24 protein-coding genes are annotated in these 24,620 nt (G+C 61.1%); 20 read left to right on the forward strand and 4 right to left on the reverse strand.

Annotated features, from left to right (window positions below; genetic code table 11):
• Nucleotides 1-92: 92 nt before the first annotated feature.
• Nucleotides 93-3,506, reverse strand: a complete 3,414-nt coding sequence (locus AFK24_RS20280) for a hypothetical protein (RefSeq protein WP_065834925.1) — start codon at nt 3,504-3,506, stop codon at nt 93-95.
• Between the two features lie 710 nt (nt 3,507-4,216).
• On the opposite strand from AFK24_RS20280, the gene AFK24_RS31235 reads away from it, so the two are divergent.
• The 7 genes from AFK24_RS31235 to AFK24_RS20310 all read left to right on the forward strand — a co-directional run bounded on the left by AFK24_RS31235 (nt 4,217) and on the right by AFK24_RS20310 (nt 10,074).
• Nucleotides 4,217-4,381: a hypothetical protein gene (locus AFK24_RS31235; protein ID WP_020290577.1), complete on the forward strand. Its 165-nt coding sequence runs from the start codon at nt 4,217-4,219 to the stop codon at nt 4,379-4,381.
• A gap of 128 nt (nt 4,382-4,509) precedes the next feature.
• On the forward strand, nt 4,510-5,460 hold the full coding sequence (locus AFK24_RS20285; protein ID WP_065834926.1) for a SctD/MshK family protein: 951 nt from the start codon (nt 4,510-4,512) through the stop codon (nt 5,458-5,460).
• Nucleotides 5,457-5,816 (forward strand): hypothetical protein, encoded by a 360-nt coding sequence (locus AFK24_RS20290; RefSeq protein WP_065834927.1) that lies wholly within the window; start codon nt 5,457-5,459, stop codon nt 5,814-5,816. Before AFK24_RS20285 ends, AFK24_RS20290 begins: the two co-directional genes overlap by 4 nt.
• The gene (locus tag AFK24_RS20295) at nt 5,813-6,163 is read left to right on the forward strand and encodes a tetratricopeptide repeat protein (RefSeq protein WP_065834928.1); all 351 of its coding nucleotides are present in this window, start codon (nt 5,813-5,815) and stop codon (nt 6,161-6,163) included. Before AFK24_RS20290 ends, AFK24_RS20295 begins: the two co-directional genes overlap by 4 nt.
• Nucleotides 6,160-8,301: a type III secretion system export apparatus subunit SctV gene (gene sctV, locus AFK24_RS20300; RefSeq protein ID WP_065834929.1), complete on the forward strand. Its 2,142-nt coding sequence runs from the start codon at nt 6,160-6,162 to the stop codon at nt 8,299-8,301. Before AFK24_RS20295 ends, sctV begins: the two co-directional genes overlap by 4 nt.
• A 44-nt stretch (nt 8,302-8,345) precedes the next feature.
• Nucleotides 8,346-9,632 (forward strand): type II and III secretion system protein family protein, encoded by a 1,287-nt coding sequence (locus tag AFK24_RS20305; protein ID WP_065834966.1) that lies wholly within the window; start codon nt 8,346-8,348, stop codon nt 9,630-9,632.
• A gap of 13 nt (nt 9,633-9,645) precedes the next feature.
• Complete coding sequence (locus AFK24_RS20310; protein ID WP_065834930.1) at nt 9,646-10,074, forward strand: hypothetical protein; 429 nt, start codon at nt 9,646-9,648, stop codon at nt 10,072-10,074.
• An 11-nt stretch (nt 10,075-10,085) separates the two neighbouring features.
• Here AFK24_RS20310 and AFK24_RS20315 read toward each other — a convergent pair whose 3' ends face one another.
• Entirely contained in the window at nt 10,086-10,874 is a 789-nt protein-coding gene (locus AFK24_RS20315) for a tetratricopeptide repeat protein (RefSeq protein WP_065834931.1), read from the reverse strand.
• A 142-nt stretch (nt 10,875-11,016) separates the two neighbouring features.
• Here AFK24_RS20315 and AFK24_RS20320 point away from each other — a divergent pair, with 142 nt between their 5' ends.
• From AFK24_RS20320 to AFK24_RS20380, 13 genes are read left to right on the forward strand one after another with little or no spacing between them, the layout of a single operon-like run.
• Nucleotides 11,017-11,619, forward strand: coding sequence for a type III secretion protein (locus tag AFK24_RS20320; protein ID WP_080482227.1), 603 nt, complete (start codon nt 11,017-11,019; stop codon nt 11,617-11,619).
• Nucleotides 11,620-11,661: 42 nt separating this feature from the next.
• Entirely contained in the window at nt 11,662-11,877 is a 216-nt protein-coding gene (locus AFK24_RS20325; RefSeq protein ID WP_065834932.1) for a hypothetical protein, read from the forward strand.
• Between the two features lie 12 nt (nt 11,878-11,889).
• Entirely contained in the window at nt 11,890-12,354 is a 465-nt protein-coding gene (locus AFK24_RS20330; protein ID WP_065834933.1) for a hypothetical protein, read from the forward strand.
• A gap of 4 nt (nt 12,355-12,358) precedes the next feature.
• A complete protein-coding gene (gene sctJ / locus AFK24_RS20335) occupies nt 12,359-13,141 on the forward strand; it encodes a type III secretion system inner membrane ring lipoprotein SctJ (protein ID WP_065834934.1) in 783 nt (260 codons plus the stop codon).
• Nucleotides 13,138-13,779 carry a type III secretion protein gene (locus tag AFK24_RS20340; RefSeq protein ID WP_065834935.1) on the forward strand — a complete coding sequence of 214 codons (642 nt, stop codon included), beginning with the start codon at nt 13,138-13,140 and terminating at the stop codon, nt 13,777-13,779. Before sctJ ends, AFK24_RS20340 begins: the two co-directional genes overlap by 4 nt.
• Nucleotides 13,779-14,372 carry a FliH/SctL family protein gene (locus AFK24_RS20345; protein ID WP_065834936.1) on the forward strand — a complete coding sequence of 198 codons (594 nt, stop codon included), beginning with the start codon at nt 13,779-13,781 and terminating at the stop codon, nt 14,370-14,372. Before AFK24_RS20340 ends, AFK24_RS20345 begins: the two co-directional genes overlap by 1 nt.
• Entirely contained in the window at nt 14,369-15,697 is a 1,329-nt protein-coding gene (locus AFK24_RS20350; protein WP_065834937.1) for a FliI/YscN family ATPase, read from the forward strand. The genes AFK24_RS20345 and AFK24_RS20350 overlap by 4 nt, the downstream gene beginning before the upstream one ends.
• A 16-nt stretch (nt 15,698-15,713) precedes the next feature.
• Nucleotides 15,714-16,187, forward strand: a complete 474-nt coding sequence (locus tag AFK24_RS20355; RefSeq protein WP_065834938.1) for a hypothetical protein — start codon at nt 15,714-15,716, stop codon at nt 16,185-16,187.
• Complete coding sequence (gene sctQ / locus AFK24_RS20360) at nt 16,184-17,197, forward strand: type III secretion system cytoplasmic ring protein SctQ (protein WP_065834939.1); 1,014 nt, start codon at nt 16,184-16,186, stop codon at nt 17,195-17,197. The genes AFK24_RS20355 and sctQ overlap by 4 nt, the downstream gene beginning before the upstream one ends.
• Nucleotides 17,194-17,847, forward strand: coding sequence for a type III secretion system export apparatus subunit SctR (gene sctR, locus AFK24_RS20365; protein ID WP_020290560.1), 654 nt, complete (start codon nt 17,194-17,196; stop codon nt 17,845-17,847). The genes sctQ and sctR overlap by 4 nt, the downstream gene beginning before the upstream one ends.
• Nucleotides 17,848-17,851: 4 nt before the next feature.
• Nucleotides 17,852-18,121: a type III secretion system export apparatus subunit SctS gene (sctS, locus tag AFK24_RS20370; RefSeq protein WP_020290559.1), complete on the forward strand. Its 270-nt coding sequence runs from the start codon at nt 17,852-17,854 to the stop codon at nt 18,119-18,121.
• Between the two features lie 6 nt (nt 18,122-18,127).
• Complete coding sequence (gene sctT / locus AFK24_RS20375) at nt 18,128-18,940, forward strand: type III secretion system export apparatus subunit SctT (RefSeq protein ID WP_065834940.1); 813 nt, start codon at nt 18,128-18,130, stop codon at nt 18,938-18,940.
• A 9-nt stretch (nt 18,941-18,949) separates the two neighbouring features.
• The gene (locus AFK24_RS20380) at nt 18,950-19,996 is read left to right on the forward strand and encodes an EscU/YscU/HrcU family type III secretion system export apparatus switch protein (RefSeq protein ID WP_065834941.1); all 1,047 of its coding nucleotides are present in this window, start codon (nt 18,950-18,952) and stop codon (nt 19,994-19,996) included.
• A 595-nt stretch (nt 19,997-20,591) separates the two neighbouring features.
• Here AFK24_RS20380 and AFK24_RS20385 read toward each other — a convergent pair.
• Nucleotides 20,592-23,396 (reverse strand): ATP-binding protein, encoded by a 2,805-nt coding sequence (locus tag AFK24_RS20385; protein WP_065834942.1) that lies wholly within the window; start codon nt 23,394-23,396, stop codon nt 20,592-20,594.
• Between the two features lie 745 nt (nt 23,397-24,141).
• On the reverse strand, nt 24,142-24,552 hold the full coding sequence (locus tag AFK24_RS20390) for a PA2817 family protein (protein WP_020290555.1): 411 nt from the start codon (nt 24,550-24,552) through the stop codon (nt 24,142-24,144).
• Nucleotides 24,553-24,620: the final 68 nt, after the last annotated feature.

Genomic DNA, 24,620 nt, shown 5'->3' on the forward strand with positions numbered 1-24,620 from the left:
CCCGTAGGAGCGGCTTCAGCCGCGAGGGCTTGCTCCCGGCTAAAGCCGGTCCTACAGGAGCCATCGCGGGCAGCCTCACTCCTACAGCCGAGTCAGCGTTTGTCTTCGCCAAACTCCACGTGCAGATCTTCATCAAGGCGGTTGCTCGATGAGCCATTTTTCTGTGGCGTTTCGTCGAAGTGCTGCCATTCCGCGCTCTGGAAACGGAACAGGCTGTCATCGGCTGGCGCTTCGCGTTCGCCGTATTCGTGAATCGAATAGTGGGCGTATTCGACCTTGTCGGCCCAGTCCGATTGCAGTAGCCCGTCAGCGGCCAGATCGCGGTACCAGTCGTTTTCCTTCTCGCTGGCCTTCTGCTTTTTGTTGTGGTCGACGAAATAACCGATGATCCCGCCGATCACTGCCAGCACCACGCCGACCAGGAAGAACGGTCCGGTCAGTGCTGCCGCCGAACCCGCGCCGACCAGCGCCGCCGCACCCAGCACGCCCGCCGATGCGCCGAACGCCCCGGCAGCGATTTGCAGGCCGCCCGCCGCCTTGGCCAACGGATCACCGGTTTCGATACCGCTCTTGATGGTGAATGCGCCCAGCACAATGTCGGCGAAACCGCCCACCACGTCCGTGGCCGGACCGAGCACCTTGATCACTGAGCCGGCAATCTTGGCCGCTTTGCCAGGTGCCAGCTTGGCAGCGCCCGAGCCGGTTACAGCCTCGTCGATATGCTGGCTGATGCCGTCCTGCACCGAGTTGACCGAAGCCGTGTCCGACAAATCCGTGGGGTCGAAGCCCGGCGCATTTTTCAGTGTCTGCTCGATTTTGGTGGTCAGCTCACCGGGCATTTTTGTCAGGCGATATTCCATCTTGCCTTCCTGAACGCCACCCTTGCCCCAGATTTCCGGGACCGTTTTGTCCAGCCCGAGGAAGTCCACCAGGCCGCCTTTACCCATCAGATCAGCGACCGCATCGCCCATTTTGACGAACTGCCCGGAAGCACCGGCGAAACTCATGAAATCCTTGGCAATCGCCAAACGTTGCAGCGGTGTTTCCGCGAGTTTTCCGCCGTCGCCCGCCAGCTGGTAAATGCCGGAGAACAACGAAACACCGGCGCCCATGGAACCCAGCACACCTTTGGTGTTGAGGGCGCTGAACACTTCGCCCATCTTGCCGCGTTCGGCAATCGGCACGTAAGGTTTGGACAGGGCAGTGGTGATGTCGTCTGACGAAATGGTGCCGTTGGTTTTGTAGACATCCCCCAGTTCCTTGAGGGCCTTGGTGACCGCCGAGGATTTTTCCTTGCCTTGCATGCCTTCTTCGAGAAATTTCTCGATGGTTTCCTGAGTGCGGCGCGGCAAGTCTATCAGCTCGCCCTTGAGCACGCTTTTCAGCAGGCCGAACAGGTCTTTGGTGGCCAGCTCGCTGTTTTCTTCGGAGATCTTGCTCGGGTCGGCGATCAGGTCATTGAGGTCGCTGGTCAGGCCGTCGGCCTGGATCGACTGCGCGGCCTTGGTGGCGGCAGCCGGGTCGAACAACGACAGCGACGTCAGCGTATCGCTCAGATCCTGTTGCGCCTCATGGGCCTTGCCTTGTTTCTGCAAATCCTTGAGGTAGGTGATGTATTCCGGGTTGGCGACGAGGTCGAGCAATTTCTGCTTGATCTCGTCCTTGTTCGGCAGGCGGTTGATGGCGCCGTCCATTTTGCCTTTGTAGTCGGCCTGCACGGTGGGGTCGGAGAACAGTGCGCTGATCTGATCCTTCAAGGCGCCGCCGTCGATGATGTCGTGCATGTCGGCTGAAGACAGCTCGGTCTGCTTGTCATCGAACACTCGCCAGGTGCCGCCGAACGCGCCCTGATCTTCTTCATAACCGGTCAGGCCGCGACCGTTCTGATAGGCGGCCTGGGCTTCGAGGGCGCGGACCAGCTTGGCGCGCGGGTCATCTTTCGGGATGTCACCGCTCTTGACGCCTTCGCGGTAGGTGTCGAGCAATTCCTTGGTGGCCAATTCGCTGACGGTCAGTTCCGGCGATTCGTCGTCATCGGGATCGGCTTTGACGCCGGTGCCCAGATTCAGCACATCCAGTTCGTCCTGCGGGGGCAGGTTGGAGCCGCTGCGGGTGCTGTCGACTTCAGCAGCGGTGAAGGCTTCCCATTTGGCGACCACATCATCGTAAAGCTGCGGGTTGAGTTCCTTGGAAACGATGACCTTACCTTCGCTGGTCTCGTAACGAATCAGGCCATCGCCCAGTTCGTCCGGCGAGCCGAAGGTGATGTCGACGTTCTTGAGGAAGTCGCTGCCCCCGGCGAGTTTGTAGCCTTCGGCTTCGCTGGTGTGAATCTTCGACCAGGTTTCGTTGGCGGTGGTCGCGCTCTTGAACAGCTCGGGGGTAAGGTCTTTGGAGACCACGACTTTGGTGCCGTCGTGCAGCTCGTAAGTCAGGGTTTCGCCTTCCTGGCCCACCGTCCAGTTGAAGTTCTTGTAATCGTTGAGTTCCGGCACCGGCGTGCCTTGATCGGCCAGGGTTGCGCCGCCGGAAACCGCCGTATTGATATCGCCGGACTTGGCCGGATCGTTGATCACACCTTGCAGGGCCACCAGATAGTCGAACAGCTTGGGATTGTCATCACGGGCGACGATGACTTTTTCGTCGCCGTTGTTGTAGCGGATCAATCCTGGGCCGACTTCATCGACCGTGCCGACAGCGGTGCCGCTGTAGGGCGGCCAGACTTCGTTATCCGTAGCCCGGCGATAGCCGCCGGTTTCGCTCTCGCGTAACCCGCTCATGGTGGCGTAGGCATCATTGACCTGTTTGAACACGGTCGGATTTTCCCGATCGGAGACCACGTACTTCTTGCCGTCCTGAGTGACGTAACGCACCACGCCTGGTCCGACTTCCTCGGCAGGCCCGATGATCTGGAAGTCGCCGAATTTCTCGGGGCCGTCCTGATCGGGCGCCACGCGCTGATAGCCTTCGGTTTCGCTGGCATGGATACCGGTCAATGCCTTGAAGTCTGCCGAAACCTGCTTGAACAGTTCCGGATTGTCCTGTTCGGCGACGATCACGCTCTTGCCGTCCGCGGTGGTGTAGCGGATCAGGCCCGGGCCTTTTTCGTCAGGCGGGCCGATGAAACCGTACTCCCCCAGCGTGGCGGGTGCTGCGCTGTCCTTGTCGGCCAAGGCGTAACCTTCGGCCTTGCTTTCCTTGATCGATTGCAGGGTAGGGCGGTCTTCCACCACCTGCTTGTACAACTTGGGATTCGACGACTTGCTGACCAACACCTGCTCGCCGCCCTGAGTGACGAAACGCACCGTGTCCGCCGCGACCGTGCCCGGCTCTTCAATGGACTGATAGTCCTTGAGCGCTGGCGCTTTTTCATCGGGCGTCGCCGGACGATAAGAGTCGGCATTCTTGACGCTGCTCTTGAGCACCGAAGTGAACAACGTTTTCGGCGGCGTTCCCCGCGTCAGCGGTTTAGCATCGGGCGTGTTAGTCAGGGGGCGAGTCGACATATGTTTTAACTCCTGTTTTAACCGGTCAGCCTGACAGCACGGCTCGGGCTGATTAAAGGGAAGTATCGATCCAGAGGTTATTCATTGGCAGTTATCAAGTAGTGCTTGCTCACTGCGCGATATCGGCCGACCAAAGACTGAAAGCCAGCGATATAAAGCTATATAAAAAGTGTGATGCAGTGCGCACCAGATCAAGCCGCCTCAGATGAATTACAGGCTGCGGCAGTGGAGAGTCGTGTAGCGTCTGAATACGCTGGGACACTATCAGAGCCCAATGAATATAGGCGGTTCACGGTCTTTGTTTCACAACATTTCACAACCGCGCATGCTGCTTCACGCGGGTTTCGCAGCATTTGCCGTCTGGGCTGATCGACGCGAAACCCTTGCAGTGCAGGCTATTACACCGATGACAGTGAATATAAATAAAGTTCACTTTAGGCCGGTAAAAATTTCCGACACTAATGTTTTCTAGGTTAAAACTCGTGAAGGCTAAATGATATCGCGATATGTTTTTAGTGGGTTTTATTACATCAAACCTTTCACAAGTTTTCACAACGTCCAGTTATTTCATCTGCGTACTATCAATGGGTGCAACGCAGTCCGGGTAATGAAGAAGTTGCCTGGCAATTTCAGGATTGACTGTTGCGCATGCCCTATCAGTTTGCCGCATAGCGGCTGAAGACATCCCCATCCATGCAAGGAGATCCAAAATGAGTGAAGTCCCTCCAGCAAGCTCCGGCGGCGGCGCAGATGCAGCTATCGCAAAGATGGAAGCTACTTTCGATATGGCTATCGAGAAGTCGGCAAAGATTACCGAGCTGACCACAGCCAAGAAAGCTGAGCTCGATGCGACCAAGCAACGGCCTCAGAACTGACGTCGTCATGCGGGCAGCGTCAGCGCTGTCCGCATGTCTGCCTGCTGTAATCGTATCGCTTCGATCGACCGTTTTTGCTCGGCGTTCTTCGCGCCACAGGCTGCGCATCCCACACGGGTAACTCGATCATGACAGCCCTTGTTTCCTTGAGCTCCATGCCCGGTTCTGAACCCGGTTCAGCGGCCCAGGGTAAAAGCACTCCGGTGCTCAGTATCACTCACGGTCTGCATCAGGGGGTTTGCCTTGCCCTGGACAAGTCCGTCTATATTATTGGCAGTGCCGCCAGTGCTGACCTGTTGCTCAGCGACAGCGGCATTGCCGACCGACATATGGCCCTGCGCTTTGCCAATGGCCAGGTGGCTGTCGAAGCGCTTGGCGCCGACGTCAGCGTATTCAGTCAGGATGCTCGGGAAATCAGAATTCCCGCAGGCAGGGGGCATCGCGCGCGTCTGCCGCTGGACATCCGCCTGGGCAGCGCGCGTCTGACATTGACCAGCGACAGCGACCCGCTCGCCAGGCCGCCGGTGGATCCGGTTGCGCCCATCTGGCAACGCAAGCCGCAATGGATCGTCGCGCTGGTGCTGATGTTTCTCTGCGTCGGCGCGTTCGCCTTTCGCGGGGAGCCACTGCCCGCCCTGGCGTTACCCGCACCTGCCGCAACCCCCGTCGCCGATGAGCGCACACAGACTGTCAGCCAGGCGCGCCTCTGGCTTGAGCAGCAATTGCGTACAGCGAATCTGGACAGGATCAAGGTCAGCGAGATCGATGGTCAATTGAACGTGGCAGGCAGTTTCGATCCTGCGCAGAAGGCGCAGTGGACCCAGGTGCAGCAAGCTTTCGACGGGCGCTTCGGCCAGCAGGTCATCCTGCATCCCGGCGTGGTAGCGGGCGCTGAAGTTGCCAAGCCGCGTGTGCGCTTTCAGGCAGTGTGGTTCGGTCCCAATCCCTACGTGATCAACGACAGCGGCAAGCGCCTTTATCCCGGTGCCGCGCTGGCAGATAACTGGACATTGCAAAGCATCGCAAACAATCAGGTGATTCTCGCTCGTGGTGAAGAGAGGTTCACCTTCACCCTATGAGAATCGACCCGCGCCCACTGTTGCCCACCACTCCTGACAAAGCCCCGCCGGTTGAAGGCGTTCGGCCGATCAGCCCCCGGCAAGGCGCGCGTTTCGATGCGGTGCTCAGCAAGCGCGAGATCCTCGCACGACGTTCGTTACGCGGCGAAGTGGCGCAATCGGGCGTAACCGGCGCGGTCAACCCTGAGTTGTTTGGCAGCGCCCGCTCCCTGGAAATTCTCGATTACGTCTTGCACACCGTGCTGCCGGCCCTGGATGCCGAGCCAGAAATCAAAGCCCTGGCCCATGAGTTGATCCGCGAAGAAATCTACTTGCGTCGCACCCTCGAACAGCAACGAGCGGAGGTGCAGGAATGAGTGTTCATGATGGCTCTCGTGACGAGCAGGACTGCATCGAACTGCTCAAGGGCATGGGCGAATTGTATCGACGTGGCGGCCAGTCGCAGCGGGCGCTGGTCATGTTGCTGATTGCCGCGCAGCTGGCACCCACCGATCCGGCGCTGTTGCGCAATCTGGTGATGGCCTTCACCGACAGCGGCCAGGCGGATCGCGCTTTGGCGGCGCTGGACCGTCTGGTGGACTGCGAAGGCGAGTCACCGCCGCTGCTGTTGTTGCGCAGTCGCGCCTTGTGGAGCGGCGCGCGCAAGGACGAAGCGCGGCAGTGTTTCAAACGCTACCTCACCGCCCGGAGAACCGCGCAATGATGGTCATGAACAAGCTCAACGCCCTGGCGCGCATTGCCGCGCAACGCAGTGACGTGATCATCGTGGCGTTCATGCTGATGGCCATTGTGATGATGATCATTCCGCTGCCGACCTGGCTGGTGGACATGCTCATCGGCCTGAATATCGCCCTGAGCATCCTGATTCTGATTGTCGCTTTCTATATTTCCCATTCGGTGGAGTTCTCGGCGCTGCCGCCGTTGATCCTGCTCAGCACGCTGTTTCGCCTGTCGCTGTCGATCACCACCACACGTTTGATCCTGCTGGACGGCAACGCCGGGCACATCGTCAAGGCGTTCGGTGATTTTGTGATTGCCGGACAAGTGGTGGTCGGGCTGGTGGTGTTTCTGATCATCACCGTGGCGCAGTTCGTGGTGATCACCAAGGGTGCCGAACGGGTCGCGGAAGTTGCCGCGCGGTTTACCCTGGACGCCATGCCCGGCAAGCAGATGAGCATCGATAACGATTTGCGCAATGGCGACATCGACCAGCCTGAAGCGCGCCGTCGCCGCTCGCGTCTGGAGCGCGAAAGCCAGATGTTCGGCGCGATGGACGGCGCCATGAAGTTCGTCAAGGGTGATGCCATCGCCGGTCTGGTGATCCTCTCGGTCAACCTGCTCGGCGGGATCATGATCGGCATGGTCGAACGCGACATGTCCTTCGGCGATGCGGTGCACACGTATTCGCTGCTGACGGTTGGCGACGGCCTGATTGCGCAGATCCCGGCGCTGCTGATTTCCGTTGCGGCGGGCACCGTGGTTACCCGGGTCAACAGTGATGACGCTCAAAGCGATCTGGGTACGGAAATCCTCCGCCAACTGGGCGCCAGTCATCGGGCCTTGGCCTTGACTGCGCTGATCATGCTCGGCGTTGCGTTGTTGCCGGGTTTTCCCTGGCCGGTGTTCGTGGTGCTGGCCGGCGTGTTCGGTGGGGCGGCGTTCGTGATGTTCCGCCGTGAGCGCCTGGCAAAAATGCCGCCTGCCGAAGAGTTGGTCGAGCTGCCGACGCAGGAGCAGGAACCTGTTGAGCAGGCCGAGACCTTCGCCAAACCGCTGGACAGCCGCATTCTGCTGAGCATTGGCGCGGGTCTGGCACACGCCGCGCCGGAGTTGCCGTTGCGTCAGCGGATCGAGTCGTTATGCCACGAAATCCGTGGTGATCTGGGCATTGAAGTACCGGTGCCGGATATTTACGTCGACCGCGCCATGGCCGCCAATCGCTTCGTGATCGAGCTGGAAGGTGTGCCGGTCAGCGAAGGCGAATTGCCCGCCGACTGTCTGCTGCTCAAGGACGATCCGGTGCACGCGCACCTGCTGGAAATCCCGGCGCTGGAAGCCGATTCGCCGTTGAGTCGGCGTACCGCGCAATGGATCGAGCTGCATCATCAGGACAGCCTGCAAGAGGCGGGCGTCGGTTTCCTGTTTGCCGATGAAGTGCTGCGCGCCGTGGTCGACCGCACCTTGCGCCGCTACGCCGCCGACTTTCTCGGCATCCAGGAAACCCGGGCGATTCTTGAGCGCATGGAGGCCACGTACGGCGAGCTGGTCAAGGAAGTGCTGCGCATCGTGCCGTTGCAGCGGGTCGCCGAAGCCCTGCGTTATCTGATTGCTGAAGGCGTATCGATCCGCAATCAGCGGGCGCTGCTGGAGTCCATGGTCGAGTGGGGCAGCCGCGAGCCGGATGCCGCACGTCTGGCTGAGCATTTGCGCGCCTGCCTGGCGCGACAGATCAGCCATCAGTTCGCTGACCGCAACCGGGTTATCAGCGCCTTCGTGCTGGCGCCCGCGCTGGAAGAACAGCTGCGCTCCGGCTTGCGTCGCCAGGAAAACAATCGCGACGCCATCCCCGAACAGATCAGCCGCACGCTGGTGACTCAATTGCGCCAGGTCTGCGAACGCTTGCCCGACGATGATCGCACCGTATTGCTGGTACATCCGGAATTGCGCCGTGGCATGCGCCGTCTGGTGGTGCGCGGCGAGCTGGAACTGGCGGTGCTGTCGTTCCGTGAACTGGCGGGTGAATACAACTTGCAGGCCGTGGGCACCATCAGCCTGACGGACATCACCCATCGCCGCACTCCCAGTGGCGCTCCGATTACCTCCATGGCGAATGCCTCATGACGTGTTTCCCCCTGTTTCGCACGCCTGCCTTTGCAGGTTTCTGGATGGCTGCCGTCTGCGCTTTGCTGCTGCCTTTGCTGGCCGAGGCGCAGAACATCGCCAAAGGCAGCACCGGCACTATCGACCTGGCACCCGGCGAAGGGCGCATCCTGCACTTCAAGGCGCCGGTGGATTCGGTGCTGGTCGCCGAGCCGGGCATTGCCGATCTGCAAGTGGTGTCGCCGGGCGTGATCTACGTGTTTGGCAAGTCCGCCGGGCAGACCAGCCTGATTGCCTTGAGCCCTGAAGGCGAAGAACTCGCCACGTTGAATCTGTCGGTCAACAGCAGCGCTCAAGCCGTTACCCGGCCGCTGAAGGATTTGCATCCCGACAGCTCGGCACAGATAACCGGCGCGGGTAATCGGGTAGTGGCCAAAGGCGCGGTCAAGAGCGTCGGCGAAGCCACTGACTTGAACGCCTTGCTCAGCAGTGAAGGCCAGGAATTCAAGACCTCGCTCAACAGCGCGTCGTATGGCGGCTCGGCGCAGGTCAATATCCGGGTGCGCTTTGCCGAAGTGTCGCGCTCGGAGTTGCTGCGTTACGGGGTGAACTGGAATGCGCTGTTCAACAACGGCACGTTCTCGTTCGGGCTGTTGACCGGTGGCGCTCTGGCCGCCGACGCTGCGACCGGTGCGTCCAACGTGGTCAGCGCCGGCCTCGCCTCGGGCAACGTCAATATCGACGCGATGCTCGAAGCCCTGCAAAGCAACGGCATTCTGGAAATTCTCGCCGAACCCAACATCACGGCCATGACCGGCCAGACTGCAAGCTTCCTGGCCGGTGGCGAAGTCGCCGTGCCAGTTCCGGTCAATCGCGATCTGGTGGGCATCGAATACAAGCAGTACGGCGTGTCGCTGCTGTTCAGCCCGACCGTGCTGCCCAACGACCGCATCGCCCTGCAAGTGCGCCCGGAAGTCAGCAGCCTGATGGGATCCAGCACGGTCAACGTCAACGGTTATCAAGTGCCGTCGTTCCGGGTGCGCCGCGCCGATACACGGGTTGAAGTCGGCAGCGGCCAGACCTTCGCCATCGCCGGACTGTTCCAGCGTGAAAGCAGTCAGGACGTCGAGAAAGTGCCGATGCTGGGCGACATGCCGATCCTCGGCAATCTGTTCCGTTCAAAACGCTTCCAGCGCAACGAAACCGAACTGGTGATCCTGATCACGCCGTATCTGGTCCAGCCGGTGCGCGCCCGCACGCTGGCGACGCCGCTGGATGCCCGACCCGCGGGCGCGACGACGGCTTCGGCCGGTCCGCGCAGCGGTGGCGTCTTCGGCTTCTACATGAATTGAACGAGGAGCGACCATGAACAGTGAATCGTCATCGCTGCCCCTGAATCCGCTGCTGCTGGCCGGGCTGCTGCTCGCGCTGCTGGCTGGCTGCAAGACCCATCTGGAGCCCGCGAGTTACTCGCCGGATTATCAGGCGATTACCCGCGCCGATGGTCGTGTCGAATTGATTCCCGTGGAATGCCTCAAGCCGTCAGCCGAAGACCAGTTGGGTACAGATGAGGATTTCGTGCCGCTGCTGGCGCCGGGCTGCGCGAACAATCTCACGCTGTTGCAGATGGTCGAACAGCGTTCGGACCTGATGCAGGGGCGCCAGACCGGCCCGACCATGGCCGCGCCGGTGGGCCGTGCGGCGCAGGTTTACATCGATGGTTACGACCGGGAAGAACTGCGTCGGCGTCAGTCCGAGCAACAAGCCAAGACTGACAGCCAGGAGGTGCGATGAACCGCAGGTTCTCAGTGGGAATCCACCAGACCCAGTTCGCGCGCCTGAACCACCGGGTCCTTGATGGCCTTGATGCGGCGCGCCTCGGTGAGCAGCTTCTTGCGTTCAGCCGCAGAGATGTCTTCCAGGCTCAGGGCCTTGATGTCTTTTTCGCGACCGGCGAGCACCGTGATCAACAGCTCGTTGCGTTGATGGCGGGGCAGGGCGCGGGGCGATTCGCTCACGGCATGAATGCTGTCCAGCGCCAGGTCCGGCTTGTCGCCCAAGGCGTAGGCCAGCGCCAGATTGCAGCGCGTGTCGAGGTCGTTGGGCGCCAGCGCGAGGCTTTTGCTGAACGCGGCCTGTGCAGCGTCGGCGTCGCCGCGCAGGATCTGCGCGATACCCAGACGATTGAAGGCTTCGGGCTGACTGGCACCGGCGACGGCGCTGGCCTGAATCAGCGCGGTCACCGCACGGTCGAGCTTGCCCAGGCGCACTTGCGTGGTGCCCAGGCCCAGCAATGCGTCGGCGCTGTCGGGCTTGAGTTCCAGCGCCTGCTGATAGGCGCGTTCGGCACCACGAGCATCGCCGCTGGCCAGACGTGTTTCCCCCAGTTTCAGCCAGGCCGCGAGTTGCGCGTCGGGTTGTTGAGTGGCTATTTCGTAGAGCGCTGCGGCAGTGGTCGTGTCGCCGCGTTTTTCCAGGTCGCCGGCCAGCCGCATGAAGCGGTCGTAGCTGCCATCGGTTTTAGGCTGAGTAGCGCAGGACGCCAGCGTGACGCTGGCAAGCAACAACAACGTGGAGGCAAAACGCTTGGGCATAAACAAGGCTCTCTGGGCGAGGACGGCAGGGCTGCCCGACGGGAACGTCATTTTATCGACTTAACCGTCAATAGCGACCGTTATGTGCGTAAAGCTGCCCGGCCGGTCATCGTCCCGATGCAGTCCCGGGGGGCTCGCAACGATGCGTAAGCCAACCCTGATGGTGAGCTGGCTGCTGGTGCTGATCGCGGCGTTGCTGCCCACCGGCCTGCAAGCGCAGACCGAAGATGACGGCGAGAACCCGAGCTGGTTCGCCGCGCCCTACTCCTACGTGCTGGTCGAGCAGGACGTGCGTTCTGCGCTGGAAGAATTCGGCCATAACCTGGGCCTGATCGTGGTGCTCTCGGACAAAGTGCGCGGCCAGTCACGGAGCAATGTGCGTGGCGATTCCGCAGGGGATTTCCTCACCTTGCTGTGCGATTCCAACGGCCTGAGCTGGTACTTCGACGGCAACATTCTGTACCTCACCACCGATGCGGAAACCGGCACCCGGCTGTTCAAGGCCAAGGGCCAGAACCTCGAACAATTGCAGGATTACCTGGCCAGCCTCGACGTCTACGGCAAGCAGATGTTGGTGCGTCCCGGCCCGGATGGCGAGGAGCTGTTTGTCTCCGGCCCGCCGGCCTACCTGGCCATGGTCGCGCAACATGTGGATCACCAACAGCCACCGGTCGCCGCGCAAGTAGTACGTGAGCGCGGCGTACGGGTGTTTCGTGGCGGTGTCGTCACCGAAGTCAGTCAATAACGAACCTTACTCAACACTTACTCAAACCCTGGAGATGTACCCATGTCAGTCAGCCCAATTGATAGCACCACCAGCACCAGCGCCAATCCGGAAGCGCAGTTCAATGCCGCTGTGGATAACTCCAAGAGCGAGCTCAGCGATGAGGAACTCACCGAAGCGCTGGTGACCCAGGCCGTCACCATCGGCGGACAGTTCATCATCATGCCCCGAGCCCAGGAAATGCTGAACGAAGCCCAGTCGTCCGAGGACGACGAATAAAAGGTTCACGCCATGACCGCAAGTCTCGCAGCGACAGCCACGGCGGCATTGCCGGCGTCAGGAGGACCGGGAGGCGTACAGGCTTCCCAGAACCTCTTCGAACATATGGCCGGCAACGCCAAGGGCATGCCCGAAGGCGCCAGCCCCCATCAGATCGGCGACGGCCTGATGGAACGGCTCAACGGTTTCATCGACCGCTCGCGCAGTTTTTCCGAGCGCGCCGATGTGCTGACCAACGGACCGACACCGGGCGCTGCGCCGCCTGCGGCCAGCGCGCAACCTTCCGCCGCCCCGCAGGCAGCATCAGCGAACGGGGCCAGCTCCGGCCAGCCACCGAAGAAAGTCGGCGAACAACAGGTCGACCAGATCGTCCACTCGCTGGGCAAGATGTTCGATTACTCCATCGAAACCCAGATGGTGGTACGCGGCGCGACGCAGATATCCGGCTCCGCCAACACGTTATTGAAAGGTCAATAAACCTATGTCCAGCCGCTGTCGTGCCGTGCGCCTGATGATCGTCGTTGCCTTGGCCGGCCTGTTGCAGGCCTGTGATATCGATCTGTACACCAACCTCGGCGAGCGCGAGGCCAACGCCATGGTCGCGGTCCTGCTGCGCGACGGGATTCCGGCATCGCGCAAGGTGCAGGACAACGGCCAGCTCACCGTGGTGGTGGATGAAAAGCGTTTTGCCGAAGCCATGGCGCGTCTCGACGATGCCGGATTGCCGGGGCAGTCGTTCTCCAACATGGGCGCAGTCTTCAAGGGTAATGGCCTGGTGTCGTCACCGGTGCAGGAGCGGGCGCAAATGGTCTATGCCTTGAGCGAAGAACTGTCCAACAGCGTGTCGCAGATCGACGGCATCATTGCCGCGCGCGTGCATGTCGTGCTGCCGGACAACGACTTGCTCAAGCGGGTTATTTCCCCCTCTTCGGCATCGGTACTGGTGCGCTATGACCCCGGCACCGACATCAATCAACTGATCCCGCAAATCAAGACCCTGGTGGCCAACGGGATTTCCGGCCTGAGTTACGAAGGCGTTTCCGTCACCGCGATAAAGGCCGCCGTCGCCCGCAACGGCGCCAATGCCCAGCCGCGCCTGGCCAGCTTCATGGGCCTGTGGATGCTCGAAGACAACGTGCCACGCGCGCGCTTGATGTTCGGCGGTTTGCTGCTGATCGGCCTGGCGCTGGCCGGCGTTCTCGGCTGGCAGCACTGGCAGCGTCGCCGCTCGCAAGCCTTGTATGTGGTGGAGGACGTTGCATGAATGACGTCACCGCCCGGCAACAGGAACAATGGCGTGAGTTGCTGGAGCAACCGCTGGATTTTGTGCGCGCGGAGCATCTGGCCGCCTGTTTTCCCGAGGCCTTGAGCGTCGAGCAACTGGGGGCTTTTCGTGATGCGCCGCGTTTCCAGAAGCGCTCGTTGCGGCTATTGATGAGCCACTTCGATTTGCAGCCCTTGGCTGCCGCATCCGATCCGGACGTGCTGGATTTGCCCGTGTTGCTGCTGGCGCCCGACACCTTCAAACGCCTGCCACGCTTGTGCGGCGCAATCTGGCATGGCGCGACCCTCAGCCGCGAGATTCGCAGCGATGTGGTCAGTCAGTTGCGCCAGTTGTTGGGCAACGATGTGTTCAGCCTGGCTCTCGCCAATCGCCCGTTGGCCGGTGCTGCGGATTTGCTGCGCCAACCCGCTGAATTGCTGCAAGCCATCGACCGCGACGGCGCGGCCTGTGTTTCGGCCTGGCTGCAAGCCCTATCGCCAGCGCTGCGTGGCTGGTTGCGCTTGCGCTTCGACGATCCGACTGTGCAGGACGGCCAGGATGGCAATGGCCCGCTGGATGTGAAGATCATCCGCAGAGCGGCCGCGACCCTTGCTGAACCTGTCGAGGAGCTTGCCTGATGAGCGAACTGCCAAGCCGTCCCGCCGCGCGGATTCTGCGCGCCGAACACGCCGAACAGTGGATCGACGGTTATGCCTTTCTTCAGGCGGCCCGGGATCAGGCTGAAGCGATCAAAACCGAAAGTGCTCAGTGGCTTGAACAGGCCCGCGCCGAAGGGTTTGCAAGCGCTCGTCAGCAAGGCTCCGAAGAGGTCAGCCTGTTGCTCAGCGAAACATCACAGCGGGTCGATGCCTGGCTGGCGGGGTTGGAAACTTCCCTGGCCGACCTGGCGCTGGGCATCGTGCGCGAAGTGCTTGATGACATGGACGACGCCGAGCGTGTGGTGCGTTGCACCCGCAAGGCGCTGGCGGCGTTTCGTCAGGATCAGGCGCTGACCTTGTTTGTGCCGCGTCTTGAAGTCGACGCGGTGCGGCGGCGTTTGAAAGTCGAGGCCGATAACCTGCCGATCATCGCGGTGGAAACCGATGATCAGTTGCTGGCCGGGCAAGCGCGCTTGAGCAGTCCTGTGGGTTCGGTGGAGCTGGGCCTCGACGCACAGCTGCAAACCTTGCGCCGCAGCCTGCTGCCGTTTGCCGATGAGACGCAGCCATGAACATCGTCCTTGAAGACGTCATGCCGCGTTTGGCCGAACGGCTCAGTCAGGCGCGCGTGCGGCCCATGAAGGGCACCATTCGCAGTATTCGTGGCGTGCTGCTGCGCGCCAGCGTCGCCGGGGTGCGCATTGGCGAACTGTGCCAGCTGCGCGACCCGAGCAGCGGGCGCAGCCTGGCCGCTGAAGTCATCGGCTTCGATGAGGACGAAGCGATTCTCTCGCCTATCGGTTCCATGGAAGGGCTGTCGACCCGCACGGAAATCACCGCCACCGGCGAAACCCTAGGCGTCAGCGTCGGCGATGCGCAATTGGGGCGAGTCATCAGTCCCATGGGCGATTTTCTCGATGGCGACGGCGTACCGCCCATTGGCGTGTTACAACGTTATCCACTGCACGCCGAGCCGCCAGCCCCATTCAGCCGCCAGTTGATCGTCAATCCCATGGCCCTCGGCGTGCGCTCCATCGACGGGTTGCTGACCCTCGCCCAAGGCCAGCGCATGGGCATTTTCGGCGAGCCTGGCGTGGGCAAATCGTCCTTGTTGGCGAGCATCGTGCGCAATACCGATGCCGACGTGATCGTGATTGGCCTGATCGGCGAGCGCGGTCGGGAAGTGCGCGAATTGCTCGACGTGCAGCTTGATGCCAAGGCGCGAGCGCGGACTGTCGCAGTGGTTGCCACCTCGGACCGGCCCGCCGCCGAACGGGTGCGCGCAGCTTTTGTCGCCACGGCGCTGGCTGAATACCACCGCGATCAGGGCCGCAACGTGTTGCTGCTGATGGACAGCCTGACCCGCTTTGCCCGTGCCCAGCGGGAAATCGGCCTGGCCGTGGGCGAGCCGCCCACCCGTCGCGGCTATCCGCCTTCGTTTTTCTCCGCCTTGCCGCGCCTGCTGGAACGCGCCGGTCCTGGCCCGACCGGCAGCATCACCGCGCTGTACACCGTGCTGACCGAAGGCGACGCGTCCATGGACCCGGTGGCCGAAGAGGCGCGTTCGATTCTCGACGGCCACATCGTGCTCAGCGCCGAACTGGCCCAGCGCAACTATTTCCCGGCCGTCGATGTGCTGCGCAGTCGTAGCCGGTTGATGGACCAGGTGTCCAGCGAAGAACAACGCCGCCTGGCCATGCGTATTCGCGAATTGATGGCCCGGCGCAATGAAATCGAAATGCTCATCCGCGTCGGTGAATATTCCCCCGGCAGCGATCCGTTGGCGGACGAAGCCATCGCCCGGCATGACGCCATCGAGGCGTTCATGCGCCAAGGGGCCAATGAGCCGAGCAGTCCCGCTGAAACCCTGAAACACATGCGCAAGGTGCTGGCATGAAGACTCTGGAGGCGCAATGAAAACCAACGACTTACGCAGCCTGCAAGCCCTGCGGCAATTGCGCGAGCAACGCGCTTCCAGCCAGTTGGCCGCTCAGCAGCAACGTTGCCGCGCCACCCACGATGCGCTGGACGATGCCAAGGAAAAGATGCGTCTGCACCGTGAAACCGTCGCCCGTGAAGCGCAAAAGGTCTACGGCTTGTTCAGCGAAGGCCTGTCAATCAACGCCTGGCACGCCGCCCAGGCGCAGCTCGATGAATTGGCCGACGGTCAACAGCAGCTCGAAGGCAGCGTCGATCAGGTGGCTGAAACGCTGGACGTGCAGGAGCGCGAGCGGGAAGTGTTCCGTCTGGCGCGCATGGCCCGGCAACGTCAGTCCGAGGCGTGCCAGTCGTTGCTTGAAGTGCGCGTGCAAGATGAGCGCCGCGCGGGTGAGCGTCGCGAAGAGGCCGATGAAATCCCTCGAACATCCCCCGCAGGTGCGCCATGACCTGTCGCGAGAACGAACCTGAATTGGCCTGGCTGGAGTGGCACGATCCGCAATCAGTAGCGCTGCATAATCGGCTGCATCGCCCGCGCGAAAACTCGCTGCTGGAGTGCGCCGGGCAGGCGTTCAGCGTGCAGTGGGCGAGTGCTCAGTCTTCGCCGCAAAGCGCTATCGAAGTTGCGCTGCAAGTGGGCGAAACCGCGCTGACCCTCAATGTGCCGACGCAGGTTTGGCAAGCGCTGGGTTTGCCGGATTGCGCGGCGTTCGACCCGCAAAGCCTGGCCTGCTCGATGCTGCTGGAGTGGGCATTATTGCCTCTGATCGAGGGCGTCGAGCAGCTGGCAGAGTTGCCCGTCAGGGTGATCGAACCTGCTGAGTTCATCGCTCAGCCGCTGACGCTGAATACGACCCTGACCGTACAGATCGGCCAGACGCAGCCTGTGGCGGTGTCACTGCATATGAGTCAGGCAAGCGCGGAATTGATTGCCGACTTGCTCGACCGACATGTGCCACCCGCTAACGCTGAACCGCCGCTGTTGCACCTGCCGCTCACGGTTGAGTGCGGCGAGGCCTGGCTGAATATCAGCGAGCTGCGCAGCCTGAATCCGGGCGATGTGGTGATGCTGGAACAATGGCCGGACGCCCAGGTGCGGCTGGTCCTTGAGTCGCATCTGCACGCTCGGGCTGAACGGGATGGCAACACCCTGAAGCTGCTGGAACCCCCGATTGCCATGAACTTAATGAAGGAACATCCCATGACTGCAACCGCTGACGGACAAGGCCTGGATTCCACCCTGAACGAGCTGCCGCTGAAACTGGTGTGTCAGGTCGGCAGTGTCGAGATGTCGCTGGCGCAGTTGCGTGAGCTGGGCGCGGGCAGCCTGGTGCCGTTGACGCCGCAGTTGCATGACGGCGTGGACCTGATGGTCAACGGGCGGCGCATTGGCCAGGGCCAACTGGTGAAAATCGGCGACGGGCTGGGCGTGCGTCTGTTGAGCTTCGCCGCTGTATGAATGGCTATCAGCCAAACCTGATTGAAATCATTCTGGTTGTCGCCACCATCGGCCTGATCCCGCTGGCCGTGGTAACCATGACCGGTTTCATGAAGATTTCCGTGGTGCTGTTCCTGATTCGCAACGCCTTGGGCGTGCAGCAGACGCCGCCGAATCTGGTGCTGTACGGCATCGCGCTGATCCTCTCGGTCTACGTGACCACACCGCTGATGGGCGACATGTACCGGCAGGTGGAAGGGCGCAATCTGAACATGGAGAACGTCGAGCAGCTCAAGGAGTTCGGCGAAGCGTTGAGGCCGCCATTACAGGCGCACCTGTCGCGTTTCGCCAATGAAAGTGAACGCGGTTTCTTTGTGCAGGCCACGGAAACCATCTGGTCCCCGGAAGCCCGCGCTGACTTGCGCGACGACGATCTGGTGGTGCTGATTCCGGCGTTCGTCAGCTCGGAACTGACCCGCGCGTTCGAGATCGGCTTTCTGTTGTATATCCCGTTTCTGGTGGTGGATCTGTTGGTCGCCAACGTGTTGATGGCCATGGGCATGTCCATGGTCTCGCCGACGTTGATCTCGATACCGCTGAAGATCTTTCTTTTCGTCGCGCTGAGCGGCTGGTCGCGCTTGATGCACGGCCTGATTCTGAGTTACGGGTGAAGCCATGGGCCAGGACGTTTTTCTTTCGTTGATGAATCAGGCGCTGATGACCGTGTTGCTGCTGTCGGCGCCAGCGCTGGGCGTAGCAATCGTGGTCGGCCTGAGTGTCGGGCTGTTGCAGGCCCTGACCCAGATTCAGGACCAAACCTTGCCGCAGGTGGTCAAACTGGTGGCAGTGCTGCTGGTGATCGTGTTCGTCGGGCCGTTGCTGGCCAGCCAGGTGCTGGAACTGGGCAATCAGGTGCTCGACAACTTCCCCTTGTGGACGCGCTGACCCGGTATGGATCCGGGCCTTGCCAACCAGTTTCTCGAAGTCGCCTACCCGGTGATCAGTTCGGCCGCCTTGTCGGCGAGTCGCGCCATGGGCGTGGTGGTCATCACGCCGGCGTTCAATCGCTTGGGCCTGACCGGGATGATTCGTGGCTGCGTCGCGGTGGCCATCGCCATTCCGATGTTCCTGCCGGTCTACGGTTCCTTCACGGCGCTGCCCGAACATGGCAGTTTTTTACTTGCCGGGCTGATGATCAAGGAGATGCTCATTGGACTGATCATTGGCCTGCTGTTCGGTATCCCGTTCTGGGCCGCTGAAGTGGCGGGGGAATTGATCGACCTGCAGCGCGGCTCGACCATGGCTCAGTTGGTGGACCCGCTGTCATCCGGGGAATCCAGCGTCATGGCGACCTTGCTCACGGTGATGCTCATCACCCTGTTTTTCATGTCCGGCGGCTTCATCCTGATGGTCGACGGCTATTACCACAGCTACCAACTCTGGCCGGTGACGGCCTTCACGCCGTTGTTCGCCAGCTCGGCGCTGATGGCGGTGCTGGCGATTCTGGATCAGGTGATGCGCATCGGCGTGCTGATGGTTTCGCCGTTGATCATTTGCCTGCTGGTCACTGATTTGATGCTGGCTTACCTGTCGCGCATGGCGCCGAGCCTGCACATCTTCGACCTGTCGCTGCCGGTGAAAAACCTGTTCTTCACCATCCTCATGGTGATCTACATCGGCTTCCTGATCCCGGTAATGCTGGACCAGTTGGCGGAGTTTCGCGGCACCGTCGAGTTTCTCAAGACGCTGGTAACCAACCAGTGAGGCGCAGCGATGGGTGAAACCAGCGAAGAGAAATCCCAGCCGGCCACGGACAAGAAGCTTCGCGACGCCCGGGAAAAGGGCCAGGTCGCCAAAAGCCAGGATCTGGTCTCGGGCATGGTCATCCTGTTCTGCACCTTGTGCATCTCGATCATGGTGCCAAGGGCCGAAGCGCAGGTGACGGCGTTGATCGACCTGGTGGCGCTGATCTACATCGAGCCGTTCGATTCGGTGTGGCCGCGGGTGCTGGATACCGCTGAACAGTTAGTGCTGGGCATCACTTTGCCGGTGGTTGGCGTGACCGTCGGGGTGGTGATCCTGACCAATATCATCACCATGCGCGGCGTGCTGCTGGCGGTCGAACCGATCAAGCCCGACTTCAAGCGGATCAATCCGGCGGAAGGCTTCAAGCGTATCTTTTCGATGCGCAGCTTTATCGAATTCCTCAAGGGCTTGGTCAAGGTGCACCTGCTGGCCCTGGCGTTTTACGTGGTGGGGCGCAATGCGCTGCAGGCGTTGATGGAGTCGTCTCGTTGCGGGGCAGGTTGTATCGAATCGACGTTTTACCTGGTGCTCAAACCGTTGATGTTTACCGTGCTGGCGGCGTTTCTGCTGGTGGGCGCCGTGGATGTATTGATGCAGCGCTGGTTGTTCGGTCGCGACATGAAAATGACCCGCAGCGAGCAGAAGCGCGAGCGCAAGGACGTCGATGGCGACCCGATGATCAAGAACGAACGCCAGCGTCAGCGCCGGGAAATGCAGGCCCTGGCAACCAAGCTGGGGCTGGGCCGGGCATCGTTGATGATCGGCACCGCCAACGGCTGGGTGGTGGGCGTGCGGTATGTGCGCGGCGAGACGCCGGTGCCGATCGTCGTGTGCCGCGCCGATCCACAGGAAGCACCGCGCATGCTCGCCGAAGCCGCCGCATTGGGCATCGCTCACGGCATGGACGCAAAACTCGCCGCCACCATCGCCCGCCGCGCAGTCCCCGGCGACCCGGTACCGGATACCACCTTCCAGGCCGTGGCCGACTTGTTGGTGGCGGCACGGTTGATTTGAAGCGGAACATACCCCGTTGGAACCCAAAACCATTGCGCTGGAGCGAGGCTTGCCCGCGAAGGCCGATAACGCGATGAATCTGGAAAACCGAGGTGCCTGAATTCGCGGGCAAGCCGCGCTCCAACGGAACGTGTCCAATCTGGAATATCGCTTCGGCTTTAGATTTGCGCCTTTGGTGCCTCGATTCGGCAGACACCGCCAAACGCGCGTCGGGAGGCTGAGCGTAGGTGTCGTGGTGTGGGGCGACCGGCATGGATGCCGGTCGAGCGCCGTTGCGCCAGGGATGGCGCGTCGGCGCGTACCCACACCACGGCGCCGGAGTCGAAGGAACCCCTGCGAAGCAGGGGCCGGACGTCAGCGCAAAATGGTTTCCCCCTTTGCCGAAACAAAGGGGTCGACCGTCAGGGCGAAACCGGATTAAGCCGCACCGCAAATGCTGTTGGTGCTACCCGATTCGACGCGCCGCGCCAGAATAAATACTGCCCGCGAAGGCCGATAACGCGATGGATCTGGAAAACCGAGGTGCCTGAATGTGCGGGCAAGTCGGAACGCCCCCCGCTCGCTCCAACGGATTACCTATTTGATCGCCCACATCTCAACCCCTTCCCAGACACACCAGCTCCGGCTCCTGCAGTCTGGCCAGGTCGGCGGCGATGCGGGAGGTCCAGAAACTGGCGCCTTGTTTCTGTGCTTCGCCGAGAGCCTCGGACAGGGTGCTACGCACCAGCGGCAGCAGTGACGGCAAACCTTGGCTGAGCAGCAACTGCGCCTTGATCCGCAGCAGTTCCGGCAGGAACCAGCGTTCGTTGCGGCTCTGGGCGGTGTGCAGCGTGTCGCTGATCACCTCAAGGCCCAATTGCTCCAGGCCCAGCATCGCCAGACCTTGCGCGTATTCGCTGCGAATCAGGCAGTGCAGCGGGCTGTCGCCCTGATCCTGCAGGCGCTGCAAGACTTCGCCCAGGCGCGGCACGGCGTCTTCCGGCGCGCCCTGGCGGATCAACAGAATGCTCTCGAAGCAGATGACGAATTGTTGCCAAAGATGCAGGTCGTGCCCGGCCATGCTGTCTTGCAGCAAGTTCAGGTAATAGCTGAATTTCTGCAGATGGCCAACCAGCAAGGTGGTCGGCAGCGCGCTCATGCACAGTGAGTACCACAGGGTAGCGGGGTGGTTGAGGCTGATCGCCTGGCCGACATTTTCGTCGATGGTCAGCAGCGCCGGGCCGACATTGCCTTGCAGCAGCTGGATCTGCGCCTTGAGCGAGCGCGCGGCGACCGGCTGGTCGAAATGCATGTCGATGATGTGCGCGTTGGCCGAGCGCGGCGAGCACAGCGCTTCCATGATCGACTGGCGTGCGCCTTCCAGATCGGCCATGTAGAACTGACTCGTGGCGCGCATCCGTTTGCCGAGCAATTGCCGGTCGCTGCTGCCCGCAACGTTGTTGAGGTGGATATGGCGGTTGGCGAGTTCCAGCGCTTCGCTGTGTTGATTGCGGCAACAACAGTCATTCCACAACCCCCACAGGGCGCGAAGCTGGTGTTCGGTATCGTCCAGCAAGTCTGCATCCGCGCTGATCTGCAGCCAAGCCTGACGCACATGCGCGCCGCCGCCGTAGGCCAACACCATGACGCTGGCGGAAAGGGTCAGCAGCTGCATGCGTTGTCTCGGCAGGATCGGCATGCCGTCCGCTCCGGCCTGCAGACCCCGGTTGACCCAGTCGTGACCTTCGCCGATCAGCGACAGGCGCAGCCAGAGCGGGATGCTCACCAATGTAAGTTCGACGCCTAACGCCGGATCGCCATCGGCGGAGTAAGCCCAATCCAGCGCCGCACGAACGCTGTCGATTTCCGGGCCATAAAGCGCCAGCCAGTCTTGCGGCTCGGTGGTGAGCAAATCCTGTACCGCGCCACGCAGCTGATCCAGTGCGAAATTGGCATGACGGCGGGAGGTCGCATTGCTTTCGTCGTTCTGGGCCAGTTTTTCACTGGCGTACAAACGCGTGGTTTCCAGCAGTCGATAGCGTTTGCCCGGACCGTCCTCACTGGCAATCAGCAGCGACTTGTCCATCAGGTTTTCCAACAGCTGCGCCGAGTCCTGCGCCTGTTCGGGACCGATCTCGACCACCGCCTTGACGGCATTCAGGCTGAACGAGCCGCTGAACACCGAAAGCTGGCGCAACATCGCCTGTTCGTCGGCACCCAGAATCGAGTAGGTCCAGTCCAGGGCCGCACTCAAGGTTCGATGGCGCGGTAAGGCCGTACGGCGTCCGGTCATCTGTAGGCGGAAGCTGCCATCAAGCAATTCCACCAGCGGGACAATGCCAAAAGCGCGGACCCTGGCGGCGGCGATTTCAATCGCCAGCGCATTTCCGTCGAGCTTGCGGCAAATGGCGATGGCGGCCGCAACGTCAGGATCACTCAACTGGTAATTCAGATCGTGGGCGGCGACACGCTCGACGAACAGTCGGATAGCCGAATAATCCATGGCCTGTATAGCGCTGAGGTTGGTGTTGGCGCCGGGCACTTCGAGCGCCGCCAGATCATGGACGAACTCGCCCTCGGCGTGCAGCGGTTCGCGACTGGTGATCAGCACGCAACAATGTGCGGCGTTGCGCAGAATGTTTTCCACCGCGCGTGCGGTTTCCTCAAGCACCTGCTCGCAATTGTCCAGCACCAGCAGGGTTTTACCCTCGGCCAGGCGCTGAGCGATCGCCAGTAATGCGCCTTCCTGCGCGCAATTGAGGCCCAGCGCCGAGGCGATGACCACATGCACCAGTTGCCCGGCCGTCACCGAGGCCAGGTCGATCAGCCGGACGCCTTGCGGAAAGCGCGGCACCATGCGGTTGGCCAAGGCCAGTGCCACTGTGGTTTTGCCGATTCCTCCGGGGCCGGTAATCGTCACGAAGCGGCGCAACTCCAGTTGTTCGTCAAGCGCGTCGAGCAATGCGTCCCGGCCTATGACTTCGCTCATCATTGTCGGCAAATCCGAGGAAGTTTCCGGTTCTGCAGCGATTTGTCGGGAAACCGGCTGCAGCGTAACGGGGGCGATGAAGCGATAACCGCGGCCAGGGACGGTGACGATGTAGCCAAACTCCCCATCGCCGCCCAAGGCGCGCCGCAGGGTAACGACTTGCGCGCGCAGGTTGCATTCTTCGACGACGACTCTGGGCCAGACCAGCGCCATCAGTTCGGCTTTTTCCAGCAGCTCTCCGGCACGGCTGACCATGGCGATCAGCAACAGCAGGGCCCGGCTACCCATTGGCACCGGTTCGCCGCTCTTGAGCAGCAAATGCTGTTGGGCGTAGAGCACGAATGGGCCGAAGCAAATCGCGTCTTCCGCGCCAGGCCCATCCGTGTTCCTGTCGGAGGCTGCGTCGGCGCTTCTGGCTGTGTGGGAATTCATGAGTAAACCTTTATGAATGAGGTTCTTATCGGCGATCAGGTCATGCGCCTTTTTGGTTATTCATGTTCATTGCGCAGCATTGTCGCGCCCAATAGTTACTGTTTCGGGTTGTCGACGATTAATGTCGCCAATAAGCCGAAGCAGACCGTGCGTCGCAATAGGGCATATCGCCCCAAATTCCACGGAGCCATCACCCGGAGGACGAATGATGCACCATAAATGGGCGACTATCGGGCGATTGATACTTATCGTGCCTGAAGTTGTCAGGCTTTAAACAGTAAGCAGATTATGTGCCAGCTAAGTTGTGCGTAAAGCTGAAGTTAAGTGCATGAATAAAGTCAGGAACTTAACTGCAGGTTTTCAGTCTTGCCGTCGACTGTTCGGGAATCCGAATAACCAGGCTGAATATCGTCGGGATTCCGACGATGGATATGTTTTTGCATATTGAACCACGCACCACTGAACAGCCTGCGCGCCTTGTATGAATGTGCTGTGGGGTACGGGTTGTTGCGGTTCGCGACTGCTCGGCATAGGCCAGTACATTGCGAATGGCCACACTCCAGTGATGGGGTGCAAGATAATCGAACTTTACTTTTAGTTCTTTACGCCGGAGTAGGGTGTTTTTTTATTCGCAAGATGGGCGGGTATTGCGGGACAGTTCAGCTGCAACACCGCTTCAAGGGAACTCTGCCAAGTCCATCACAGTTCAAACTTGAAGCGGCGCGATAATGCGGCGAAGGTCAGCTTAATGTTTACTGCCCTGAGTCGGCATCGACAGAAGTTGTTTCTCACGATTCCAGTCAAACGGTTCTTCGTTCTGTTCGGCTTCGTAGCGGCGCTCTTCCAGCGATTGATACAGAGCGATTTCTTCGTCCGGCATGAAGTGCAGGCAATCACCGGCGAAAAACCACAGCAGGTCGCGCGGCACCAGATGGGCGATCTGCGGATAGCGCTGGATGACCTGGCAGAGAATGTCCTGGCCCAGGTATTGGCTTTCAATCGGGTCTTGCGGCAGCAGCGTCATGAGTTCGTCGAAGCGCTCCATGAACAGCGCATGGCTTTCTTCGGGAACCTGCTCGGCCTCGCCCAGCGCGACCAGGATGCTGCGCAGGTGTGCCAGCAGGTTCAGTTGGTGGTCGAGAGTGGCGTCGGCCATGGTTCAATCCTCAATAGCAAAAACGGGCGCGAGAGTATAAAGCTCTGCGCGCCCGCTGTGTGGTTGAC

It is taken from the genome of Pseudomonas syringae, from assembly GCF_001698815.1.
GTDB classification, from domain to species: Bacteria; Pseudomonadota; Gammaproteobacteria; order Pseudomonadales; family Pseudomonadaceae; genus Aquipseudomonas; species Aquipseudomonas syringae_A.

Bases quoted from the DNA above. Each gene is read 5' to 3' on its own strand.
- AFK24_RS20295 (WP_065834928.1), top strand. From the start codon at position 5,813: ATGAGTGTTCATGATGGCTCTCGTGACGAGCAGGACTGCATCGAACTG.
- AFK24_RS20325 (WP_065834932.1), top strand. From the start codon at position 11,662: ATGTCAGTCAGCCCAATTGATAGCACCACCAGCACCAGCGCCAATCCG.
- sctS (WP_020290559.1), top strand. From the start codon at position 17,852: ATGGGCCAGGACGTTTTTCTTTCGTTGATGAATCAGGCGCTGATGACC.
- AFK24_RS20345 (WP_065834936.1), top strand. From the start codon at position 13,779: ATGAGCGAACTGCCAAGCCGTCCCGCCGCGCGGATTCTGCGCGCCGAA.
- AFK24_RS20320 (WP_080482227.1), top strand. From the start codon at position 11,017: ATGCGTAAGCCAACCCTGATGGTGAGCTGGCTGCTGGTGCTGATCGCG.
- AFK24_RS20340 (WP_065834935.1), top strand. From the start codon at position 13,138: ATGAATGACGTCACCGCCCGGCAACAGGAACAATGGCGTGAGTTGCTG.
- AFK24_RS20350 (WP_065834937.1), top strand. From the start codon at position 14,369: ATGAACATCGTCCTTGAAGACGTCATGCCGCGTTTGGCCGAACGGCTC.
- sctV (WP_065834929.1), top strand. From the start codon at position 6,160: ATGATGGTCATGAACAAGCTCAACGCCCTGGCGCGCATTGCCGCGCAA.
- sctJ (WP_065834934.1), top strand. From the start codon at position 12,359: ATGTCCAGCCGCTGTCGTGCCGTGCGCCTGATGATCGTCGTTGCCTTG.
- AFK24_RS20280 (WP_065834925.1), bottom strand. From the start codon at position 3,506: ATGTCGACTCGCCCCCTGACTAACACGCCCGATGCTAAACCGCTGACG.
- sctT (WP_065834940.1), top strand. From the start codon at position 18,128: ATGGATCCGGGCCTTGCCAACCAGTTTCTCGAAGTCGCCTACCCGGTG.
- AFK24_RS20355 (WP_065834938.1), top strand. From the start codon at position 15,714: ATGAAAACCAACGACTTACGCAGCCTGCAAGCCCTGCGGCAATTGCGC.
- AFK24_RS20310 (WP_065834930.1), top strand. From the start codon at position 9,646: ATGAACAGTGAATCGTCATCGCTGCCCCTGAATCCGCTGCTGCTGGCC.
- AFK24_RS20385 (WP_065834942.1), bottom strand. From the start codon at position 23,396: ATGAATTCCCACACAGCCAGAAGCGCCGACGCAGCCTCCGACAGGAAC.
- AFK24_RS20305 (WP_065834966.1), top strand. From the start codon at position 8,346: ATGGCTGCCGTCTGCGCTTTGCTGCTGCCTTTGCTGGCCGAGGCGCAG.
- AFK24_RS20390 (WP_020290555.1), bottom strand. From the start codon at position 24,552: ATGGCCGACGCCACTCTCGACCACCAACTGAACCTGCTGGCACACCTG.
- AFK24_RS20315 (WP_065834931.1), bottom strand. From the start codon at position 10,874: ATGCCCAAGCGTTTTGCCTCCACGTTGTTGTTGCTTGCCAGCGTCACG.
- sctQ (WP_065834939.1), top strand. From the start codon at position 16,184: ATGACCTGTCGCGAGAACGAACCTGAATTGGCCTGGCTGGAGTGGCAC.
- sctR (WP_020290560.1), top strand. From the start codon at position 17,194: ATGAATGGCTATCAGCCAAACCTGATTGAAATCATTCTGGTTGTCGCC.
- AFK24_RS20290 (WP_065834927.1), top strand. From the start codon at position 5,457: ATGAGAATCGACCCGCGCCCACTGTTGCCCACCACTCCTGACAAAGCC.
- AFK24_RS20330 (WP_065834933.1), top strand. From the start codon at position 11,890: ATGACCGCAAGTCTCGCAGCGACAGCCACGGCGGCATTGCCGGCGTCA.
- AFK24_RS31235 (WP_020290577.1), top strand. From the start codon at position 4,217: ATGAGTGAAGTCCCTCCAGCAAGCTCCGGCGGCGGCGCAGATGCAGCT.
- AFK24_RS20285 (WP_065834926.1), top strand. From the start codon at position 4,510: ATGACAGCCCTTGTTTCCTTGAGCTCCATGCCCGGTTCTGAACCCGGT.
- AFK24_RS20380 (WP_065834941.1), top strand. From the start codon at position 18,950: ATGGGTGAAACCAGCGAAGAGAAATCCCAGCCGGCCACGGACAAGAAG.